General features: G+C 70.3%; 18 protein-coding genes. 5 read left to right on the top strand and 13 right to left on the bottom strand.

Features of this window, described 5'->3' with window-relative positions:
• Positions 1-46: 46 nt before the first annotated feature.
• The gene (locus ABZS61_RS14750; RefSeq protein ID WP_356419664.1) at positions 47-553 is read right to left on the bottom strand and encodes a MarR family winged helix-turn-helix transcriptional regulator; all 507 of its coding nucleotides are present in this window, start codon (positions 551-553) and stop codon (positions 47-49) included.
• Between the two features lie 168 nt (positions 554-721).
• Between ABZS61_RS14750 and ABZS61_RS14745 the strand changes: the two genes are divergently transcribed.
• Complete coding sequence (locus ABZS61_RS14745; protein ID WP_356419661.1) at positions 722-1,792, top strand: alkene reductase; 1,071 nt, start codon at positions 722-724, stop codon at positions 1,790-1,792.
• 103 nt (positions 1,793-1,895) lie between these two features.
• Here ABZS61_RS14745 and ABZS61_RS14740 read toward each other — a convergent pair whose 3' ends face one another.
• The 4 genes from ABZS61_RS14740 to ABZS61_RS14725 are packed head-to-tail and all read right to left on the bottom strand — an operon-like array spanning position 1,896 to position 6,066.
• The gene (locus tag ABZS61_RS14740; protein WP_356419658.1) at positions 1,896-2,930 is read right to left on the bottom strand and encodes a LacI family DNA-binding transcriptional regulator; all 1,035 of its coding nucleotides are present in this window, start codon (positions 2,928-2,930) and stop codon (positions 1,896-1,898) included.
• A 42-nt stretch (positions 2,931-2,972) separates the two neighbouring features.
• Positions 2,973-3,830 carry a carbohydrate ABC transporter permease gene (locus ABZS61_RS14735; protein ID WP_356419655.1) on the bottom strand — a complete coding sequence of 286 codons (858 nt, stop codon included), beginning with the start codon at positions 3,828-3,830 and terminating at the stop codon, positions 2,973-2,975.
• Entirely contained in the window at positions 3,827-4,753 is a 927-nt protein-coding gene (locus tag ABZS61_RS14730; protein ID WP_356419652.1) for a sugar ABC transporter permease, read from the bottom strand. The genes ABZS61_RS14735 and ABZS61_RS14730 overlap by 4 nt, the downstream gene beginning before the upstream one ends.
• Complete coding sequence (locus tag ABZS61_RS14725; protein WP_356419649.1) at positions 4,750-6,066, bottom strand: extracellular solute-binding protein; 1,317 nt, start codon at positions 6,064-6,066, stop codon at positions 4,750-4,752. The genes ABZS61_RS14730 and ABZS61_RS14725 overlap by 4 nt, the downstream gene beginning before the upstream one ends.
• Positions 6,067-6,255: 189 nt before the next feature.
• Here ABZS61_RS14725 and ABZS61_RS14720 point away from each other — a divergent pair, with 189 nt between their 5' ends.
• Positions 6,256-8,301 carry a beta-galactosidase gene (locus ABZS61_RS14720; protein ID WP_356419647.1) on the top strand — a complete coding sequence of 682 codons (2,046 nt, stop codon included), beginning with the start codon at positions 6,256-6,258 and terminating at the stop codon, positions 8,299-8,301.
• A gap of 77 nt (positions 8,302-8,378) precedes the next feature.
• On the top strand, positions 8,379-9,935 hold the full coding sequence (locus ABZS61_RS14715) for an arabinogalactan endo-1,4-beta-galactosidase (protein ID WP_356419644.1): 1,557 nt from the start codon (positions 8,379-8,381) through the stop codon (positions 9,933-9,935).
• Between the two features lie 3 nt (positions 9,936-9,938).
• On the opposite strand, the gene ABZS61_RS14710 is transcribed toward ABZS61_RS14715, so the two are convergent.
• From ABZS61_RS14710 to ABZS61_RS14700, 3 genes are all read right to left on the bottom strand, one after another.
• Complete coding sequence (locus tag ABZS61_RS14710; protein WP_356419642.1) at positions 9,939-10,946, bottom strand: VOC family protein; 1,008 nt, start codon at positions 10,944-10,946, stop codon at positions 9,939-9,941.
• A gap of 136 nt (positions 10,947-11,082) precedes the next feature.
• Entirely contained in the window at positions 11,083-11,784 is a 702-nt protein-coding gene (locus ABZS61_RS14705; protein WP_356419639.1) for a hypothetical protein, read from the bottom strand.
• A 181-nt stretch (positions 11,785-11,965) separates the two neighbouring features.
• Positions 11,966-13,426: an MFS transporter gene (locus ABZS61_RS14700; protein ID WP_356419636.1), complete on the bottom strand. Its 1,461-nt coding sequence runs from the start codon at positions 13,424-13,426 to the stop codon at positions 11,966-11,968.
• A 55-nt stretch (positions 13,427-13,481) separates the two neighbouring features.
• Between ABZS61_RS14700 and ABZS61_RS14695 the strand changes: the two genes are divergently transcribed.
• Both ABZS61_RS14695 and ABZS61_RS14690 read left to right on the top strand, forming a co-directional pair.
• Entirely contained in the window at positions 13,482-14,231 is a 750-nt protein-coding gene (locus ABZS61_RS14695) for a TetR/AcrR family transcriptional regulator (RefSeq protein ID WP_356419633.1), read from the top strand.
• 22 nt (positions 14,232-14,253) lie between these two features.
• Positions 14,254-16,377 (top strand): SDR family NAD(P)-dependent oxidoreductase, encoded by a 2,124-nt coding sequence (locus tag ABZS61_RS14690; RefSeq protein WP_356419631.1) that lies wholly within the window; start codon positions 14,254-14,256, stop codon positions 16,375-16,377.
• 67 nt (positions 16,378-16,444) lie between these two features.
• Here ABZS61_RS14690 and thpD read toward each other — a convergent pair whose 3' ends face one another.
• The 5 genes from thpD to ABZS61_RS14665 all read right to left on the bottom strand — a co-directional run bounded on the left by thpD (position 16,445) and on the right by ABZS61_RS14665 (position 21,119).
• The gene (gene thpD, locus ABZS61_RS14685) at positions 16,445-17,338 is read right to left on the bottom strand and encodes an ectoine hydroxylase (RefSeq protein ID WP_356419628.1); all 894 of its coding nucleotides are present in this window, start codon (positions 17,336-17,338) and stop codon (positions 16,445-16,447) included.
• A gap of 3 nt (positions 17,339-17,341) precedes the next feature.
• Positions 17,342-17,740: an ectoine synthase gene (locus ABZS61_RS14680; protein ID WP_356419625.1), complete on the bottom strand. Its 399-nt coding sequence runs from the start codon at positions 17,738-17,740 to the stop codon at positions 17,342-17,344.
• A 63-nt stretch (positions 17,741-17,803) separates the two neighbouring features.
• Complete coding sequence (gene ectB, locus ABZS61_RS14675) at positions 17,804-19,072, bottom strand: diaminobutyrate--2-oxoglutarate transaminase (RefSeq protein ID WP_356419622.1); 1,269 nt, start codon at positions 19,070-19,072, stop codon at positions 17,804-17,806.
• Between the two features lie 73 nt (positions 19,073-19,145).
• Positions 19,146-19,676: a diaminobutyrate acetyltransferase gene (ectA, locus tag ABZS61_RS14670; RefSeq protein ID WP_356419619.1), complete on the bottom strand. Its 531-nt coding sequence runs from the start codon at positions 19,674-19,676 to the stop codon at positions 19,146-19,148.
• 336 nt (positions 19,677-20,012) lie between these two features.
• Entirely contained in the window at positions 20,013-21,119 is a 1,107-nt protein-coding gene (locus tag ABZS61_RS14665; RefSeq protein WP_356419617.1) for an aminotransferase class V-fold PLP-dependent enzyme, read from the bottom strand.
• Between the last annotated feature and the right edge of the window lie 12 nt (positions 21,120-21,131).

Raw genomic sequence — 21,131 nt, 5'->3', positions numbered from 1 at the left:
CCGGGGAGCCCTTCCCGGCCCGAACGGTCACTCCGAGCCCGAACCGTCACTCCGAGCCGGGGCACTCCTGGGTCTCCTGGCAGAGGTTCGCCTCGACCTTGGCCAGCAGCCGGGCCAGCTCCGTACGCTCCGCCGGGTCCAGTCCCGCGAGGGTGTGCTCCTCCAGGCTGGACCAGGCGTCGCGCACCGAGGCGTGGAGCCCGCAGCTGTCGTCGGTTGCCTCGACCAGGACGGCCCGTCGGTCGTCCGGGTCGGGGCAGCGGCGGACATGCCCGGCCTGGTCGAGCCGCTGGAGCATCTTGGTGACGGTGGACGGGTCGAGGTCCACGGCCTTGATGAGCTCCGCCTGGCGGACGGCCCCGCCGTCCCACAGGTGCATCATCAGGAGTTCCTGGCCGGGATAGAGGCCGAGCCCCTTGAGCAGCCTGCCCGCCGCGATCCGGTGCAGCCTGGCGATGCGTGAAACCGCATGGCTGACGGGGCCGCCGCGGGCGGCGCTGGGCAGTGCCTCGGCACAGACGGGATCTGCGGGGGCCGTGCTGTCGGCCTTCATCGGGGCTCCTCGGGGCGGTGGTGCTGCCCGGTCGATTCCGCTGCCGGGTCCTCGACGTCGCCTGGTCCATGACGTCTCCATGAACATTACCTTGGTCGGCCAATTAATGGGTTACAGTGGCGCGGAGATAATTACTTGGCCGACCATGTAAATCCCACGGGAGCTTCCATGACCACCGTGTTCGACCCCATCGACCTCTCCGGTACGCAGCTCGCCAACCGCATAGCGCTCGCTCCGATGACCCGGAGCCGGGCCGGAGACGGCGGTACGGCCACCGATCTCGTCGTCGAGTACTACACCCAGCGCGCCTCGGCCGGACTGATCATCACCGAGGGCATCCAGCCGTCGGTGGTGGGCCAGGGCTACCCCGCCACCCCCGGACTGCACAGTGCCGAGCAGGTCGCCTCGTGGCGCAGGGTCACCGACTCCGTCCACGAGGCCGGCGGGCGCATCTTCGCCCAGATCATGCACGCGGGCAGGATCGGCCACCCCGTACTGCTGCCGGACGGACTCACCCCGGTCGCCCCCTCCCCGGTCGCGGCGCCCGGCCAGGTCTACACCCAGGTGGGCCCGAAGGACTTCGTCGAACCGCGCGAGCTGACCGACGCCGAGATCCGGTCGACCATCGAGGACTTCGTCTCGGCCGCCCGCAACGCCGTCGACGCGGGCTTCGACGGGGTCGAGCTGCACGGCGCCAACGGCTACCTGATCCACCAGTTCCTCGCACCCAACACCAACCTGCGCACCGACGAGTGGGGCGGTTCCGAGCAGGCCCGCACCCGGTTCGCCGTCGAGGTGGCCAAGGCCGTCGTCGCCGAGATCGGCGCGGAGCGCACCGGGCTGCGCATCTCGCCCGGCAACCCGTTCAACGGTATCGAGGAGCCCGCCCCCGACGCCGTCTACACCGCGCTCGTCGCGGAGCTCGAACCGCTCGGCCTCGCCTACCTGCACATCCTGGAGCAGACCGAGATCCGTGAGCTGACGCTCGCGCTGCGCAAGCAGTTCTCCGGAACCGTGGTCCTCAACGTGTTCACCGAAGGGCCGACCGGACCGGAGCACCACACGGTGATCGACGACGGGATCGCGGACCTCATCTCCTACGGCGCGCTGTTCCTCGCCAACCCGGACCTGCCGGCGCGGCTGAAGGCCGGCGGGCCGTTCAACACCCCCGACCCCTCGACCTTCTTCGGCGGCGAGGCGAAGGGCTACACCGACTACCCGGCGCTGCAGGACCGGTAACCCGGCGGCCGGCACACCGCGTACCGCGGCCCCCTGACGGGCGAAGGACCGTCAGGGGGCCGTGCGTGTGCTCACGGAAGGGCGCCGGGCCCGTCCGACGGCGTCACGCCGAGTCCCGCCGGACCAGTTCGGTGGGCAGGATGACCGCGGCCGGGTCCTCCCCTCCGATCTGCGCCAGCAGCACCCGTACCATCTCGGAGCTGATCCGGTCCCACGGCTGGCGGACCGTCGTCAGCGCGGGACGGGCCGCGAGCGCCGCGGGGGAGTCGTCGAAACCGCCGACCGCGATGTCCTGCGGCACGCGCCGGCCCGCCTGCTCCATGGCGGTCAGCACCCCCTGCGCCATCAGGTCGGACGCCACGAACACCGCGTCGATGTCCGGTGCGCGCTCCAGCAGGAGCGATGCCGCGGCCTGACCGCCCGCGCGGCTGTAGTCGCCCGGCACGACCAGCGCCTCGTCGAAGGGCAGCCCGCACTCGGCGAGCGTCTCGCGGTAACCCGCCAGCCGCTCCACGCCGCCGGGGGTGTCCAAGGGGCCGGTGACCGTGGCGATCCGGCGGCGCCCGGACTCGTACAGGAACCGCACCATGTCCCGTGCGCCGTCCCGGTCGGCCGCAGCGACGTAGCTGACCTTCGAGCCCTGGCCGAGCGGCTTCCCACAGGCGACCAGCGGGACGCCTGCCTCGTGCAGCTGGGCGGCGACCGGGTCGCCGGAGTGGCTGGAGACCAGCAGCACCCCGTCGACGTGCCCGGCGATGTACCGCATGTTCCGGCGGCGCTCCGCCTCCGTCCCCGCGATCATCAGCAGCAGCGGTATGTCGTGGGCGGCGAGCGCCGTGGTGCAGCCGCGCAGCAGCACGTTGAAGTTCGGGTCCTCGAAGAACCGCTCCTGCGGCTCGGTCAGCAGGAACGCCACGGAGTCGGAACGGCCGGTGATCAGCGACCGGGCGTGCCGGTTCACGGTGTAACCGGTCTTGTGTATGGCGGAGTTGACCGCGTCGAGCGCGGCGGGGCTGACGTTGTGGCCGCCGTTGAGTACGCGCGAGACCGTACCCCGGGAGACTCCGGCCTCCCGCGCGACATCGTGGATCGTCGGCGGTCGGCGGCGTCCCGTGCCGTTCTGTTCAGTGCGGCTCATGTTGCTTGATCTTTCATCAAGGGAAGCCCTGTTGAGGAGCTGTCAGGACTTTACGGCGCCGGAGAGCAGGTCGAGGCTCCAGAACCGCTGGATCACGAGGAACAGGGCGATCAGCGGAATGATCGCCAGCAGCGCGCCGGTGATGACCAGCGTGTACAGCGCCGGGGTGTTCGAACCCTGCTGCAGCAGTGTGTAGAGCCCCAGGGTCACCGGGAACTTCTCGTCGTCGCCGAGCATGATGTAGGGCAGCAGGAAGTTGTTCCAGACCGCCACGAACTGGAACAGGAACACCGTCACCAGTCCCGGCACCATCATCGGCAGCGCGATGGTCCGGAAGATCCGCCACTCGCTGCCGCCGTCCATCCGTCCGGCCTCGATCACATCGGCCGGCACGGCCGCCGCGGCGTAGATCCGGGCCAGGTAGACGCCGTACGGGGAGAGGATCACCGGCAGCAGCACCGAGAGGTAGGAGTCGGTCATGTCGGCCTTGGCCAGCAGCAGGTACTGCGGTACCGCGAGGATCACCGGCGGCATCAGCACCCCGGCCAGCAGGATGTTGAAGACGGTCTCCTTGCCGCGAAAGCGGTACACGGCCAGCGCGTACCCCGAGACAGCGGACACCGCCGTGGACAGCAGGGCGCCCACTCCGGCGTAGAAGGCCGAGTTGGCCATCCACTTCCAGTACACGCCGTCCCGGTACGCCGTCAGGTCGGCGACGTTGTCGGTGAAACCGGAGCCGGGCAGGAAGGTGAAGGTGGAGAACAGCTCGCTGCCGGACTTGGTCGAGGCGACCAGGACCCAGACGACGGGCAGCAGGCAGTACAGGGCGCCGAGGAGCAGGGCGGCCGTCGGGACGAGCGGGAACCGTCGGGGTCCGGTGGCGAGGGACTGCGTACTCATCGGGAGTCTCCCTGCTTCGTACGGGAGTTGGCCGCCTTGAGGAAGCCGAAGGACAGGGCCAGCGTGGCCAGGGCGATGATGACCGCCTGCGCCGCCGCCGCGTAGATGTCGTTGTTGACGAAGGCGTCCTGGTAGACCTTCATCAGCGGACTCCAGGTGGTGGAGAGCGAGTTGGTCAGAGGCTTCAGCGTGGTGGGCTCGCTGAACACCTGGAGCGTCGCGATGATCGAGAAGAAGAACGTCAGGATCAGCGAGGGCGCCACCATCGGGATCTTGATCCGCAGCGCGATCTGCAGCTGGGAGCAGCCGTCGAGACGCGCGGCCTCGAAGATCTCGACGGGGATCGCCCGCAGCGACGTGTAGATCACGATCATGTTGAAGCCGGTGCCGCCCCACACCGCGATGTTGGCGAGGGAGAGGTACAGCGGGCCACCGTCCAGGAGGTCCGGCTGCGGCAGCCCCGCCCTGTCGAGCAGGAAGAGGAAGGGGCTGACGTCGGGCAGGTACAGGAAGCCCCACATCAGTGCGGCGATGACACCCGGGATCGCGTACGGCAGGAAGATGGCCAGCCGGGTGAAGCCGCGCAGCCGGACCCGTTCGGTGTCCAGCAGCAGGGCGAACAGCAGGGCGAGCCCGAGCATCACGGGGACGACGATCGCGCCGTACCCGAGGATGCGCAGTGCACCGTGCAGCAGCTCCGGGTCGGAGAGCGCGTCGGTGTAGTTGGCCGGTCCCGCCCAGATCTCGTCCCGGGCGCCCTTGCCCAGCCCGAGCCCCTTGACCTCGGTCCTGCGGAAGCTCAGGTAGAGCGCGTACCCGATGGGCAGCGCGAAGAAGAGCAGGAAGAGGACGGTCGCGGGTATCAGGAAGGCGTACGGGGCGCTCTTGACCCCGTACGGCCTCCTGCGGTTTGCGCGTGTCACTCGGAAACTCCGAAGCCCTGCTTCTTGAGGTCGGCGACGGTGGCGTCCTGCATCGCGGTCAGCGCGGTACCGAAGTCCGACCTGTTCTTGGCGGCCTGCGCGAAGTTGTCCTTGAAGGCGGTGTACGCGACGTTGACGTTCGGGCCCCACGCGGCGGGCGCGGTGCCCTGGGCGATCTTCGCGGCCTCGGTGTAGAAGTCGGGCTGGTTGGAGAAGTAGTCCGGGGCCTGGGCGAGCGCCCCACCGGTCTGGGCGGCCGTCGCGGCGGGGTAGATGCCGCTCTCCTTGACGAGGGCGGCGAGCGCGGCCGGGTCCGTGTTCAGCCACTTCGCGAAGGTGGCCGCGGCCTTCTTGTTCTTGGAGTCGTTGGTGACCGCGGTGGAGGAGCCGCCCCAGCTGCCGGTGATGCTCTCGCCGGCCGTCCACTGGGGGAGCGGGGCCATCGCCCACTTGCCCTTCGTCTCCGGCGCCGCTGTGGTCAGGGTGCCCGGCGCCCAGACGGCGCTGACCCAGGCCACCTGCTCGCCGGTGTTGAGTGCCTTGTTCCAGGCCGGGGTGTACATCGGCTGGTTGTCGATGGCGCCCTCCTTGACGAGGCCGCCCCAGAAGTCGGCGACCTTCTGCGTGGCGGGGTCGTCGATCGCGACCTTCCACTTGTCGCCGCCGGTCGTCCACCACTGCGCCCCGGCCTGCTGGGCGAGGCCTGCGAAGAGGCCGGAGTCGTTGGAGGAGAAGGTCGTGAGGTCCTTGTCGGGCGCCTTTTTCTTCAAGGCGCGGGCAGTCTCGGCGAACTCGTCCCAGGTGGTGGGCACGGTCAGGCCGTACTGCTCGAAGAGGTCCTGGCGGTAGTAGAACATCAGCGGGCCCGAGTCCTGCGGCAGGGCGTACAGGGCGTCCGAGCCCAGGGTGGTCTGCTGCCAGATCCCCTCGGCGAACGCGCCCTTGGCGTCGCCCGCCTCCTTGGATATGTCGGCGAGGACGTCGTTGGAGACCAGGGTGGGGAGTGCCTGGTACTCGGCCTGGACGAGGTCAGGGGCCTTGTGCGCCTTGGCCGCCGTGATGATCTTGGTGACGAGGTCGTCGCCCGACGCCTGCTTCTTCACCGTGACCGTGATGCCGGCTTCCTTGCCCGGGCCCTCGTTCCAGATGTCCGCGACCTTGTCCAGGCCGGGCGCCCAGGCCCAGTAGGTCAGTGATGCGGGCCCGGAGGCTGCCGGCTCGTCGCCCCCGTCGTCCGAGGAACCGCAGCCCGAGAGCAGGGCGGTGGCGGCGAGTGCGGCTGCGGTGATCACCGCGACGGAGCGGTATTTCATGGTTTCTCCCCTGACGAGACTGGGCGGGCGCATCGGCGGACGGGCCGATCGGACGCTGTGAGCGTTCACAGTAGAGAAACGAAACCGACACTTGTCAATGGTTGTTGCTGTGCGGTTATGTTGGCCCTGCGTCGCCACGAGTGTGTGTGCACGTTCCCAGAAGTTGTTCCAAAGAGCCAGGAGACGTCCATGCCGCACGCAGCGCCCGCTCCCACCCCGATCGGTCTGCACAAGCTGGCCTTCGGCGGCGACTACAACCCCGAGCAGTGGCCCGAGGAGGTCTGGCACGAGGACGTGCGCCTCATGCGGGAAGCCGGCGTCACCATGGTCAGCGTCGGGATCTTCTCCTGGGCGCTGCTGGAACCCGAACCGGGCAGCTACGACTTCGGATGGCTCGACCGCCTCCTGGGCCTGCTGCACGTCAACGGCATCCGCGCCGACCTCGGCACCCCCACCGTCGCCCCGCCCGCCTGGTTCTACCGCGCCCACCCCGAAGCCCTCCCGGTCAGCCGCGACGGGGTCCGCCACGCCTTCGGATCACGCGGCGCGATCTGCCACAGCTCGGCCCCGTACCGCGCGGCAGCGGCGAACATCACCGAACAGCTCGCCCGCCGGTACGCGAGCCACCCGGCCCTCGCGATGTGGCACGTCCACAACGAGTACGGCGTCCCCGTCAGCGCCTGCTACTGCGACAACTGCGCCGCCCACTTCCGCCGCTGGCTCACCGGCCGGCACGGCTCCGCCGAAGCGGTCAACGAGGCCTGGGGCACCAACTTCTGGGGTCAGCGCTACCGCACCCTCGACGAGATCGACCCGCCCCGCACCACCCCCACGGTGGGCAACCCCGCCCAGCAGCTGGACTACGCCCGCTTCGCCGACGCCACCATGCGCGAGAACTTCACCGCCGAACGCGACATCCTGCACCGGCTCGCCCCCGGCGTCCCCGTCACGACCAACTTCATGACCGCCCTCAGCCAGTGCGACTCCGTCGACTACTGGGCCTGGGGCCGCGAGGTCGACATCGTCACCAACGACCACTACCTGATCACCGACGGCCGCCGCACCCACGTCAACCTCGCCATGGCCGCCGACCTCACCCGCTCGGTGGCGGGCGGTGCCCCCTGGCTGCTCCTGGAGCACTCCACCAGCGGCGTCAACTGGCAGCCCCGCAACCCCGCCAAGCGCCCCGGCGAAATGGCCCGCAACAGCCTCGCCCACGTCGCCCGCGGCTCCGAAGGCGCGATGTTCTTCCAGTGGCGCCAGTCCCGGCGCGGCGCCGAGAAGTTCCACTCCGCGATGCTCCCGCACGCCGGCACCGACTCCCGCGTCTGGCGCGAGGTGACGGCGCTCGGTGCCGGCCTCGGCCTGCTGGAGGGCATCCGGGGCACCCGTACGGTCGCCGACGCCGCGATGCTCTGGGACTGGCAGTCCTGGTGGGCGCAGGCCCTGGAGTGGCGCCCCAGCGAGGACCACGACGCCCGCGAGCGCGCCGACACCTTCTACGCCTCGCTCTACGACCGCCACCTCACCGTCGACTTCGCCCACCCGGACGCCGACCTGTCCGCGTACCCCCTCGTCGTCGTCCCCGCCCTCTACCTCGCCACCGAGGACACCGGCCGCAACCTGCGCCGCTACGTCGAGAACGGCGGCACCCTCGTCGTCTCGTACTTCTCCGGCATCGTCGACACCCACGACGCCGTCCACCCCGGCCCCTACCCGGGCGCGCTGCGGGACGTCCTGGGCCTGACGATCGAGGAGTTCTCCCCGCTCGGCGAAGGGGAGACGGTCCGCCTGATCACCCCCGAGGGCGCCCCCGAAGGACCCGACCTGACCGGGGACCTCTGGACGGACGTGGTGATTCCGCGCGGCGCCGAGACCGTCTGGTCGTACGCCGACGGCATCCCGGCCGGCTGCCCCGCCGTCACCCGCCACCAACTCGGCGAAGGCACCGCCTGGTACGTCTCCACCCGACTCTCCGGCCCCCACCTGGACGCCGTCCTGGACCGTGCCTGCGCCGACGCCGCCATCGTGCCGCGCACCGGCCTCGCCCGCGACGTCGAGGTCGTACGGCGCACCGGGGACAACGGCACGTACCTCTTCGCGATCAACCACACGGACACCGACACCGAGGTGGCGCTGGACGCCCCCGGCACCGAACTCCTCACCGGCGAGCCCGCCGCGCACTCGCTCGCCGTACCGGCGGGCGCGGTGCGCGTCGTACGGCTCGACGGCTGAGGCGCACCGAGGCACCCCCCGCACGACACGGACGCACATCCCCGTTACCCCGCACAACTGTCGAAGGGACATCGACGATGTACGGAACGACGCACACCCGCAGAACCGCAGGAACGGTGGCCGCACTCGCCGGCCTGCTGTTCGCCGCCCTCCCCGCCCAGGCCGCCCACGCGGCCACCACCCCCGCCAACCCCGGTTTCGAATCGGGCAGCACAGGCTGGTCGACCTACTCGGCGGGCGGGCAGTCCGCCGCCTCCTTCACCGAGGCGGGAGGCCACGCCGGCAGCACCAGGCTCAGCCACTGGTCCGCCTCGGCGTACAAGGTCGAGACCTACCAGTACCTCTCCGGCCTCACCGACGGCACGTACACCCTCAGCGCCTGGGTCCGCTCCGGCGGCGGCCAGAAATCGGCCTACCTAGCACTGCGCAACTGCGGCGGCGCCGAGCAGCGCACCGACCTGCCGCCCACCGCCAACGGTGCCTGGATCCGGCTCGTCACCTCCGTCAAGGTGACCGGAGGGGCCTGCACGATCAGCCTCAACTCCGACGCGCACGCGGGGGAGTGGGCCAACTTCGACGACATCACGTTCACCCAGGGAACCACCGGGCTGAGCGTCAGGGGCGGCGACCTCTCCACCCTCCCGAAGAACGAGGCGCACGGCGCGACCTACCGCAACGCGAGCGGTACGGCCGGCGACGCGATGACCATCCTCAAGAACTCCGGGATGAACTACGTGCGCCTCAAGGTCTGGGTGAACCCGGCCGACGGCTACAACAACAAGACCCGTGTGCTCGCCATGGCCAAGCGCGCCAAGGCACTCGGCATGAAGACGCTCATCGACTTCCACTACTCCGACGCCTGGGCCGACCCCGGCAAGCAGATCAAGCCCGCCGCCTGGGCCGGCCACAGCTACAGCCAACTCCGCACCGACGTCTACAACCACACGTACGACGTGCTGAACGCACTGAAGGCCCAGGGCACCACCGCCGACATGGTGCAGATCGGCAACGAGACCAACGCCGGAATGCTGTGGCCCGAAGGGTCCACGGACAACTGGTCCCAGCTGGCCGGCCTCCTGACCTCCGGAGCCGACGCCGCGAAGGCGGTCTCCTCCGGTACGAAGGTGGCGCTGCACCTCGCCAAGGGCGGCGACAACGCCGGCACCCGCTGGTGGTTCGACAACGCCGTGTCGCGGGGCGTCCCCTTCGACGTCATCGCCCTTTCCTACTACGGCTACTGGCACGGATCGCTGTCCGAGCTCCAGACCAACCTCGACGACACCGCCTCCCGGTACGGAAAGCCGGTACTGGTCGCCGAGACCGCGTACGCACACACGCTCGCGGACGACGACGGCCTGGAGAACAACGTGGCGACCGCCGCCCAGCTGGTCGCCGGCTACCCGGCGACCCCGGCCGGCCAGGCGGCCAACCTCCGCGACGTCATGAACGTCGTCGAGGCCGTCCCGAACGGCCGCGGGCTCGGCGCCGTCTACTGGGAGCCGGCCTGGACCGCGGTCACCGGCAGCGGCTGGGACCCGGCCGACCCCTCGTCGGGCAACGCGTGGGAGAACCAGGCGGTGTTCGACTACGACGGGAAGCTGCTCCCGGCGGCGACCTGGTTCAACCACAGGTAGGGGCTACAGGGGCGCGCCGTGCCACTTCCACGAGGTGACACGGTCGCGGCCCGGCAGCTCCGCGCGACCGGTGGACCAGAGCAGGACGGCCCACCGGTCCTCGTCGTCCGGCGCACCGGGGAAGAGCCGGGCCAGCACCCGGTCGCACAGATCGGCGGGCGGCGCCCAGGGCAGTGACAGGCCCTCGGCGATGTCATGGGTGTGCACGAGGGTCTCCACGATGCCCATCGCGGCGAAGCCCTCAGGGTCGGAGAGCCCGTGCGAATGGTGCGAGCGGACGGTCGGCGGAGTCGTGCGCACCATCGCCGTGAGCAGGGCGCCGCTCGCCTCCAGGGTCTGCAGCAGCCCGGCGGACCCCGCCGCCGGATCCGCGAAGATCGAGTTGGCCGGGCCGCCCTCGCGCTCCGCCGCCCACCGGTAGGGCACCTCGGTGTCGGTCGGCGGCTTCCGGGGGCCGAGCTGGACCGCGTACGCGAAGAGGTCGTCGCTCAGATGCTCGACGGTCTCCCAGCAGGTCCACTCCAACGACCCGGCCGGAACCTGCCAGTCGTCCGACGGGGATTCCTTGAGGACGTCGACCGCGAGGTGCACCGCCCGGGCGACGTCGTCCGCGGTGACCGGCAGCCGGGTCCCGCTCAGCGCCGCGCGCTCGGCGGCACTGCACTCCACGCAGAACTCGTTGCCCTCGGGGTCGGCCATCGTCGCCCAGCCCCGCCCGTTGGGCTTGCGGTGGTCGGCGACGAGCGTGGCGCCGAGAGCGAGCAGCCGCTCGACCTCCGCGTCACGGGTCCGGTCGTCGGGGCGCAGGTCCAGGTGGACACGGTTCTTGGTGCGCTTGGGTTCGGGAACCGTGACGAAGAGCAGTGCGGCACGGGGCGTCTCGACGAGCGCCTCGGGATCACCGGGCTCGTCGTCGTCGGACACGGCCGAGTCGAGGACCTCGGCCCAGAAGACGGCCAGCTCGTAGGCGTCGGCGCAGTCGATGGTGATGTGCTGTACGAGAGACGTCATAGGGCGCCACTTTTCCTGGTGGTGGGTCTGAGGTCCAGCGAGTTGCTGCGCGGCCGGGGCCTCTTGTTCGGATCTTGCTGGGCTCGCGGGGTCTGGCACCCCGCTCCCTGGTCCAGCCCGATCCGAACGAGAGACCCTAGCCCTTGGAATCCCTGGAATCGAACACCTTCGCGGACGCGGGCGGCCGGATGTCCAACGGCTCGTCGAAATCGCTGAACGACGTGGTGGTGACCTGATTTCCGCCCTTGTAATCGGCTTTCAGCAGGTGCGGATCGCCTTCGGTGGCAACGTAGAAGGTGTACGCCCCCTCCTTGTCCGTCGGATCGGTCACCTTCAGCCCGAGCGCCTTCCGGCCGCCGATGCGGGTGGCCTCGCCCTTCGTCGCCGTACCGAACGACTCGAACGGACGGGTGCACTGGGACAGCCCGTCACCAGGCTTCGACCTGGCGACGGGCACCTTCGCCCACACGTCCGGCCTGGCGGCGTCGAGATCGTTGCCGCTCCAGGCCTCCAGGTACTTCGTGTCCGGACGGACGTAGTCCGTCTCGCCGATCCGGATCTGTTCCAGGGTGCCGCTTCTGGAGAAGGTGTTCTTCACCTGGCACCGGCTCTTCAGGTCGGTCGACATCCGCCACGTCACCGTGTCGTCGCCCACCTTGTTGGTGATCTCGATGGTCAGAGAACTCAGCTTGCCCATCGTGGCGTTGGCCTCGTCGAACAGGTCCGCCGCAGACTTCTTCGCGGAGCCGTCGTCGTCACCGCCCCCGCACCCGACGAGGGCGAACCCGGCCAGCAGGCCCGTCAGTACCAGTGCCGTCGTCCTGTGAACCGTTCTCATGGGCCCCCGCCTCTTCGCCGTGCGCACGATCATGGCCGTGACCGGCAATGGAAGGCTATCAACTGCCCTGTGCAGGTATGTCGTTCGGGCCGGCGTCGGGGGTGGACGCCTGTCGAGGCGAAGAAGGCGGCGAGGAAGTCCGGGACGTTCCTCGGGAGGTTGAACGGGCGACGCCCCCTGCCTACCTGACCGGTTCGTCCTCCGTCGGGGCCGAGGCCCGCGCGGCCTGGGCGTCGAGGCGGTAGCGGAGCTGCACCACGAGGGAACCCGCCATCAGGAGGGCGGGGACGACCGTGAAGCCCAGGAGGATCGCGGTGTGCGCGCCACTGGTCTGGGTGACCTCCTGGCCGGCCCGCGCGGCGGCGTACCCACCGAGGGCGAGGGCCGCCGAGTACAGGTAGGGACCTGCCGCCGCGCCCACCGACTCCGTCGCGGTCCACACCCCCGTATAGGCGCCGGTCCGCTCGGTCTCCGTGCTTCCCGCCCCACGGATGGTGTCGGGGACCATCGAGAACGGGAAGAGCTGAAGTCCCGCGAAGCACACCCCGAGAACCAGGGTGCACAGGACGGGCACCGCGAGTCCCGCCGAATCCCCCACGCCCAGGCCGAGGGCGCCCACGACGAAGGCGGCCTGGGCCGCCAGCAGGCAGCGCTGCTTGCCCCAGCGCCGCGAGAGGCGGAACCACAGGGGGGTGGTCAGCAGGGCGGGCGCGACGAACGCTGCCATCAGGACGGTCGTGAAGCCGGGCCGGTGCAGTTCGTGGCGCGTGTAGTACGGCAGGCCGGCGAGGACGAGGTGGGTGGTGGCGGAGGCGAGGAGGTAGGCCAGGGCGAGGATGCGGAACGGCACGTTGCGGCGCAGTACGTCCAGTACCTCCGCCGGGGCCGACCTGGGCCCCCGCCGCCGGGCGGGCGCCGCGGCCCGCGCGCTCCGCGGGGCCACGGACGGTCTTTCCGCGGGCAGGAGGTCGCGCACACCGCCCACGCCGACGACCTGGAAGACGGCGGTGAAGACGCCGAGGACGAGAGCCATGACCACGTAGCGGGCGACCGAGTCGCCCTCCCCCGCGAGGAGCGGTGACAGCGCCCCGCCGATCAGGATGCCGACCGTGAGGACCACCATGCGGAAGGAGAGCACCCGGGTCCGGCCGTGGTAGCCGACCGTCATATCGGTGGGCGTGGCGAGGTAGGGCACCTGGTACGAAGCGAAAAGGGTGTTGGCGACGACGAACCAGCCGGCGACCCAGACGGCCGCGGCCCAGGGCCGGTCGGCCACGGGTCCGGGAACCGCGAAGAGCGCGACGAAGGCCGGAGCGAGGGCGCAGCCGGCAGTGAGGAGCCGCAGCCTGTTCCCGCGAAGGGCGCGTTCCCGGTCGGAGAGTGAACCGATGAAGGGATGGACGACGACGTCCACGACCTTCGGCGCGAGCAGGGTGAGACCGGCCAGCCAGGGAGCCACACCGAGCGTGTCGGTGAGGAAGTACAGGAGCAGCAGGCCGGGGACGGTCACGTAGACGCCCATGCCGGCCGAGCCGAGCGCGTAGCGCACGAGTGCGGGGCGGGGCACGTCCCCGCCCGCCTCGCCGGCTATGGAGCCCTTGTGTCCCGGAGGGGAGGACTCGGGTCGAGCATCGGCGTCCATTTATCCCTCACCTGTGTGATTGCGGAGTCTGCGGATCCTAGCCAGACTGGGCCGGATGAGGAAGAGCGTCACGACACCGAAAGATCTGCCGGCCCGGCGCGGACCCGGCCGGCCCCGACGGGAGGAGCGGGAGGGCCCTTCGACCCGCGAGCTGATCCTGCGGGAGGCGACGGAACTCTTCGCCGCGCGGGGGCCGGAGGGCACGTCGCTGCGCGACATCGCGGCTCGGGTGGGCATCGACGTGTCGAGCCTGCACCACCACTTCCCGTCGAAGAACGCCCTCTACGACGCGTGCTTCGAGCGGGTGCACGAGGCGGAGCGGGCGGCGCTGGCCCCGCTCGTCGCGGAGCTGGGCCGTGCCGCCGCGCACGGCGGGGCACCCTTCGCCGCGGCGCTGCGCGCGCTCGCCGAAGGTTTCGTGGGCTTCCTGGAGGGGAACCCGCACACGACCTTCCTGTGGCTGCGCCGATGGCTCGACCCGGCTCGCGGCGCGGGGCTGGACGAGGCGTACGCGCTGCCGCTGTACGGCGAGGTCGAGAGGGTCCTGCTGGAGGCGGCCCGCGCGGGGACGGTGCGGGAGACGACTCCGCACGTCACCGTGCGCAGCCTGGTCTGGGCGGCGCACGGGCACGTCACGGCGCTGGCGGCTGCCTCGCCCGCCGGGCGGGAGCGCGAGCGCTATGAATTCCGCGTCTGGGTGCGCGGATTCCTGGAGGCCCTCTACGGCTCGCCGCCCGCCGACGGGGCGGCGGGGGCTGGTGCCGTTGCCGCAGACGAGGTAATAATCCATCCACCGTTGGATTAATTCCGGGAGAGGGCGCGGCACGATGGACGCAGGGCAGGGTACGGCGGTGCGGGTGGCGGTCATCGGGGGCGGGATCGCGGGCATCGCGGCAGTCAAGGCGCTTCGCGAGGCGGGCGTGGACGTGTGCGGCATCGAGCGGGCAGGGGAGTTGGGCGGGCTGTGGAGGCTCGCCGAGGACACCGCCGCGTACCAGGGGCTGCGGCTCAACACCTCGAAGCCGCGCACCGAGTTCAGCGACCACCCGATGCCCGCCGACTGGCCCGACTACCCCTCGCGCGGCCAGCTCCTGTCCTACGTACAGGGATACGCGCAGCGCTTCGGCGTCGAGCGGTCCTACCGGCTGAACACGGAACTCGTCGCCGCGCGCCGCACCCCTGCGGGCTGGCTGCTCGAACTGACCGGCCCGGACGGGGTGAGTGAGGAGACCGTCACCCACCTCGTGGTCGCGAACGGGCACAACCACACACCGCGTCTGCCCGAACCGCCGTACCCCGGCCGGTTCGAGGGGACGGCCTCGCATGCGCACACCTACCGCGACCCCTCGGAATTCACGGGCCGCCGGGTACTCGTCGTGGGCACCGGCAACTCCGCGATGGACATCGCGACAGAGCTTGTGTGGCACGCGAGGGAGGTCTCGCTGTCCGCCCGGCGCGGTGTGTGGGTGCTGCCCAAGCGGCTGCTGGGCCGGCCCACCGACCAGTGGAACGGAGCCCTCGCCGCCGTCCTTCCCTGGCGGCTGCGCCAGCGGGTCTCCCAGACGATGCTGCGGCTCGCCGCCCCGGGAGGAGACGGGCCGGCACTGCCCCCGTCCCCGGAAGGGGTGCTCCAGGACCATCCGACGCTGAGCGACACGGTTCCGGCACTGGTGGCGGAAGGGAAGATCGGCGTACGGGCGGGCATCGAAAGCCTCGACGGACTCCGGGTGCGCTTCACCGACGGGCGCGAGGACGAGGTGGACCACATCCTGTGGTGCACCGGATACCGTGCGACCGTCCCCTTCCTCGATCCGGAGCTGGTCCCCGACCCCGCCCGACTGCCGCTCTACCGGCACGTCTTCCCGCTGGACGAGCCCGCACTGTCCTTCATCGGCCTGATGCAGTCGACGGGCTCGGCTCTCCCGGTCGTGGAGGCGCAGAGCAGGCTGCTGGCCGCGCACCTCTCCGGGCGCCGCCTGCCGTCGCGGGAGCGGATGCACGCGACGGTGACCGCGGAACTGGGTGCGGCGCGGGCCAGATGGGGCGAGAAGCGCCCGCACATGCGCATCGACGTGGACCGGTACCTCCGCCAGGTGAAGGAGGACCTCGCCGACCGGCGGAACGCCGCGCCGTCCCTCACGGGGCGGCGGGTGATCGTGACGGGCGCCGCGGGGACCTTCGGCCGGGCGATCAGCGAACGCTTCACCGAACTCGGCGCACGAGTCGTCGGGTTGGACCTGGTGGCGGACGGGACGGGGCCCACGCCGGTCGTGGCCTGCGATCTGACCGACCCCGAATCGGTCACCAAGGGGGTCGAGGAGGCCGTGCGGCTGCTCGGCGGTGGGGTCGACGTCCTCGTCAACAACGCGGGCAGGGGCGGTCCCGCGCCCGCGGAGCTGCGGCCCTCCGACGAGGTACGGGCTCAGATACGGCTCAACCTCCTCGCAGCCTGGGAGGTGACGGCGACCACGCTTCCGTACCTCGAACAGGCCCGTGGGCGCGTGGTGTTCATCGCCTCGCGCATGGCAGCGCTGCCGCTGCCCCTCGCCGCCGCCTACGGGGTCTCCAAGCGTGCCCTCGCCGCGTACGCGGACACGCTGCGGCTGGAGGTCGGCTCGCACGTGGGGGTCACCACCGTGTACCCGAGCATGGTGAGCAGTCCGATCCATGACAGCACACGCGCGGCGGGACTCTCCCTCGACGGGGTGTCCACGCCCGAGCCGGTCGAGGGGGTGGTGTCCGCGGTGGTCTCCGCCGTCGCCGCCGCGCGGGCACCCCGCGACGTCGCGACGACGCGCCGCGGACGGGTCGAAATGGCGCTCGCCAGGCATGCCCCGGCCCTCACCGACCGCATCGTGAAGCGGACGGTCGCGGCCCGGCTCGCCGCCGGCGCCTTCGACGACGCGGCGCTCGCCGAAGGGCTGCGGCGCAGAGCCGGGCGCACCGGCTGAACCCGGCCCGGACACGCCGATGGGGGCGGAACGCGATGCGTCCCGCCCCCACCGAACCGTCGTACGTCTACTTCACCGGTGTGAAGTCGCGCGCCCCGATGAACTCAGGACGGCGGATCGGAGCCGCGAAGGGCTCCTCGGCGGTGTTGTCCACGCTGTTGAACACGATGAAGACGTTGCTGCGCGCGTACGGGGTGATGTTGTCCCCCGAGCCGTGCATGCAGTTGCAGTCGAACCAGGTCGCCGAACCGGCCCTGCCCGTGAAGAGCTTGATGCCGTGCCGGTCGGCCATCTTCGTCAGCGCCTCGTCGGACGGGGTGCCGGCGTCCTGCATCTGCAGGGACCTCTTGTAGTTGTCCTTCGGCGTCTCGCCCGCGCAGCCGAGGAACGACTTGTGCGAACCGGGCATGATCATCAGCCCGCCGTTGGTGTCGTAGTTCTCGGTCAGTGCGATCGAGACGGACACGGTCCGCATGTTCGGCAGACCGTCCTCGGCGTGCCAGGTCTCGAAGTCCGAGTGCCAGTAGAAGCCCGAGGCACCGAAGCCCGGCTTCACATTGATCCGGGACTGGTGGACGTACACGTCCGAGCCGAGGATCTGACGGGCCCTGCCCACCACGCGCTCATCGCTCACGAGCCGGGCGAAGACCTCGCTGAGCTTGTGGACCTCGAAGACGGACCGCACGCTCTGCGACGTCGGCTCGATGATCGAGCGCTCGTCGGCACGGACCGCGGGATCGGCGATCAGGCGTTCCAGCTCGGCGTGGTAACCGGCCACCTCGTCATCGGTGATGATCTGGTCGACGGTGAGGAAGCCGTTCTCCTCGTAGCCCTGGAGATCCTTCGCGGCGACGGGACCGGGTGCGCCCGGCGCGGACCAGATGACCGGGTCCTGGCGGGGAGTGGTCATCTCGGCGGCGCCGCGCGAGGGGTACAGGTCGGCGCGTACTTCGGTGGTCATGGTTCAGCCCTCCTCTGTCAGCAGCGGATAGACACCGTTCTCGTCGTGGTCCTCCCGTCCGGTGACGGGGGGGTTGAAGACGCACACGCAGCGGAAGTCGGTCTTGGGCCGCAGCGTGTGGTGCTCGTGCCCGTTCAGCAGGTACATCGTTCCCGGGGAGATCCAGTGCTTCTCGCCGGTCTCGTCGTCGGTGAGCTCGGCCTCGCCCTCGGTGCACAGCACGGCCTCGATGTGGTTCGCGTACCACATGGACGTCTCCGTGCCCGCGTACAGCACGGTTTCGTGGAGCGAGAAGCCCACCTTCTCCTTGGCGAGCACGATGCGCTTGCTCTCCCAGGTGCCGGAGGCGGCCTTCACATGCCGGTCGGTGTTCTCGATGTCACTGAACGATCGGACGATCACGGTGGGATGGTGCCTTTCTCTTCTGTACTGCTCAGATGTGCCTGCCCCGGGGGCGTACCCCGGTCAGGCGGTCTCACGGACGGACCGGGCCAGCGTGCGCAGGCCCTCGTCCAGTTCTTCGGGGGTGATGGTCAGCGACGGAAGCAGCTTCACGACCTCGCTCTGCGGGCCCGAGGTCTCCAGCAGCAGACCCAGCTCGAAGGCGCGGGCGCAGACGGCGGTGGCGCGCGAGGTGTCGGGGAACTCCAGGCCCCAGACCAGACCGCGACCGCGGAAGTGACCGCCGAGCTGCGCGTTCTCGTCGCAGATCGCGAGCAGTGCCCGCTCCACCTGCTCGCCGCGTGCCAGGGTCTGCTTCTCCATCTGGCCGTCCGCCCAGTAGGCGTCGAGCGCGGCGGCGGCCGTGACGAAGGCCGGGTTGTTGCCGCGGAAGGTGCCGTTGTGCTCGCCCGGCTCCCAGATGTCCAGTTCGGGCTTGAACAGGCAGAGCGCCATCGGCATGCCGTAGCCGCTGATGGACTTCGACAGCGTGACGATGTCCGGGACGATGCCGGCCTCCTCGAAGGAGAAGAAGCCGCCGGTACGCCCGCAGCCCATCTGGATGTCGTCGACGATCAGGAGCATGTCCTGGCGGTGGCACAGGTCCTGGAGCGCGCGGAGCCACTCGGCGCGGGCGACGTTGATCCCGCCCTCGCCCTGCACGGTCTCCACGATCACGGCGGCGGGCTTGTTGAGTCCGGAGCCCTGGTCCTCCAGGAGCCGCTCGAACCACAGGAAGTCGGGGACCTGGCCGTCGAAGTAGTTGTCGAACGGCATCGGGGTGCCGTGCACCAGCGGGATGCCGGCACCCGCACGTTTGAAGGCGTTGCCGGTCACGGCGAGCGAGCCGAGCGACATGCCGTGGAAGGCGTTGGTGAACGAGACGACGGACTCGCGGCCCTTGACCTTGCGGGCGAGCTTCAGCGCCGACTCGACGGCGTTGGTGCCGGTCGGGCCGGGGAACATCACCTTGTACGGCAGGTCACGGGGGCGCAGGATCACGTTCTGGAACGTCTCGAGGAAGGCGCGTTTGGCCGTCGTGGCCATGTCCAGACCGTGGGTGATGCCGTCGCGCTCGATGTAGTCGATCAGTGCGCGTTTCAGCACCGGGTTGTTGTGGCCGTAGTTGAGGGATCCGGCACCGGCGAAGAAGTCGAGGTACGAGTGTCCGTCCTCGTCCGTCAGCCGGGCGCCCTGCGCGCGGTCGAAGACTGCGGGCCAACCGCGGCAGTAGCTGCGTACTTCCGACTCCAGGGTCTCGAAGACACTCAGGGCGGGCGGGGTGATGGTCACAGCGAATCTCCTGCTCGAGGGGGGTGTGACGGGCGGTGGGTGAGGCACGCCCTGGGCGGGGGCGGGTCAGGCCCTACGCGTGGAGCGGGCCGATGCGGTACAGGACCTCCGGCAGGTGTGTTCCCTCCGGGAACAGGGCCCCGTCGAAGAGCACCTCGTGCTCCAGGGGAACGTCGCGGCGCTGCGCGAAGGAGGTGAACAGGCGGTCGGACGCGGTGTTGTCCGGAGTGACGGTCGTCTCGACCCAGGCCAGGCCCTGGGAGGCGGAGACGCGGGTGGTCAGGGCGTCCAGCAGCGTGGCAGCCAGTCCCTTGCCGCGGTGGGCACGGTCGACGGCCACCTGCCAGACGACGAGCGTCTCGGGGCGGTCGGGGCGGATGTATCCCGTCACGAAGGCGACGGGGTCGCCGTTCTCGTCGCGGGCGACCACGGAGGTCGCCGCGAAGTCACGGCACCACAGCAGGTAGCTGTACGAGGAGTTGAGGTCCAGGACCTCGGAGTCGCGGGCAATTCGCCAGATCGCGGCTCCGTCCTCCACTCGTGGGGTGTCGATACTGAGGAATTCGCTTCGGGCACGTGCAAAATCTGCTGGTGCTGCGGTCATGCGAATTGAATTTACCTAGCAAAAATCAAAATTGCATCGACCCAGGGGGTTGGGCAGGAGGTCTCGCCGTGTTATCACGCGGGCGTGACCCGGCCCGGATCGGGGGGCGTTTTCTCACCCTTTGACCGTAATTTATCCGGCATAACGGCCTCTCTGTGGAGTCGGTCACAGGGTCGTAACTCTCGTGACACGCATCCGGTCCGCGCGGGCCGATCATGTGGGAACTGGGGCGTTTAGCTACGAGGAAAGCGGGCAGAAGAATGCGGGGAGCTGCTTTGTGCAAAGCAGCTCCCCTTATTCACCGATTCGGGCGCCGGATGGTGGATCCGGGTGAATTCAATTCCCCGGCCAGGTTTCCGAAACGGCCTTGCGGGCAGCTTCCGGGTCGGTCGTCCGTCCGGTGCCGTCCAGCGCGGCGCCCAGGGCGGCGAGCGAGGACCGCACCGCGCCCGGCGTCGCGTCCACGCCGTAGTGGTTGACCCGGATCATCTCCTTGGCCAGCGCGCCGCCGCCCGCGATCAGCGGCACCGAAGGGTCGGCGGCGAGCGCCCGCTCGACCAGGGCGGAGGCGTCGACGCCCTCGGGGGCACGCAGCGTCGTGGCGACCGGTGCCGCGTCGCGGGCGTCGTGGACGTACGGCTCCAGCCCGCCGCCGAGCGCCAGGGCGCCCGCCCGGGTCGCCGCGGCCGCCGAGGCGTGCCGGGCCATCAGGGAGTCCAGGCCCTCGGCCTCGATCCGCTCCAGACAAGCCTCCAGCGCCAGCATCTCCAACTGCGCGGGAGCGTGCAGCAGTGCCTTGCGCCCACCGTCGATCCAGCGCGCCTTCCAGTCCAGGAGGGAGAGGTACGAGTGCCTCGGGGCCGTCGGGTTGGCCGCGATCCGCTCCCAGGCCCGCCCGCTCACCGACACGGCCGAGACCCCGGCAGGACCGCCCATCGCCTTCTGCGCGCCGATGACACACAGATCCACGCCCCAGGCGTCCGGCAGCAGCGGCTCCGCCCCCACCGACGCGACGGCGTCCAGCATGAACAGCGCACCGTGGGCCCGGACCACCTCGCCGATCTCCGCGACCGGATTGGTGTTGCCCGTCGCGGCCTCGGCGTGCACCAGCGACACGAAATCGATCTCCGGGCGCGCGGCCAGCGCCTGCGCGACCTGCTCGGCGGTGACCGCCGTGTGGAACGGCACCGCGAGATCGACGACATCGGCGCCGCAGTCCCGCAGCCAGTTCCCGAAGGTCTGGCCGTAAGGACCCGTGACGATGTTCAGCGCCGTCGAACCGTGCCCGGCCCCGCCCCGGATGCAGCCTTCGAGGGGCAGCAGCGCCTCGCCCTGCATGATGACGACGTCCTGCTCGGTGGCGAGGAGGCCGGCCACCCGACGCTCGATCGCCGCGAAATGCGCGGCGGTGAGAGGGGGAAGGTCGAGGAAGGGGTGCGTCACGGTGGTGCTCTC

The sequence above is a fragment of the Streptomyces sp. NPDC005566 genome (assembly GCF_040605575.1).
Classification (GTDB): domain Bacteria; phylum Actinomycetota; class Actinomycetes; order Streptomycetales; family Streptomycetaceae; genus Streptomyces.
Note: the sequence above shows the minus strand (reverse complement) of the source record. Positions and strands in the feature narration are given on the sequence as shown.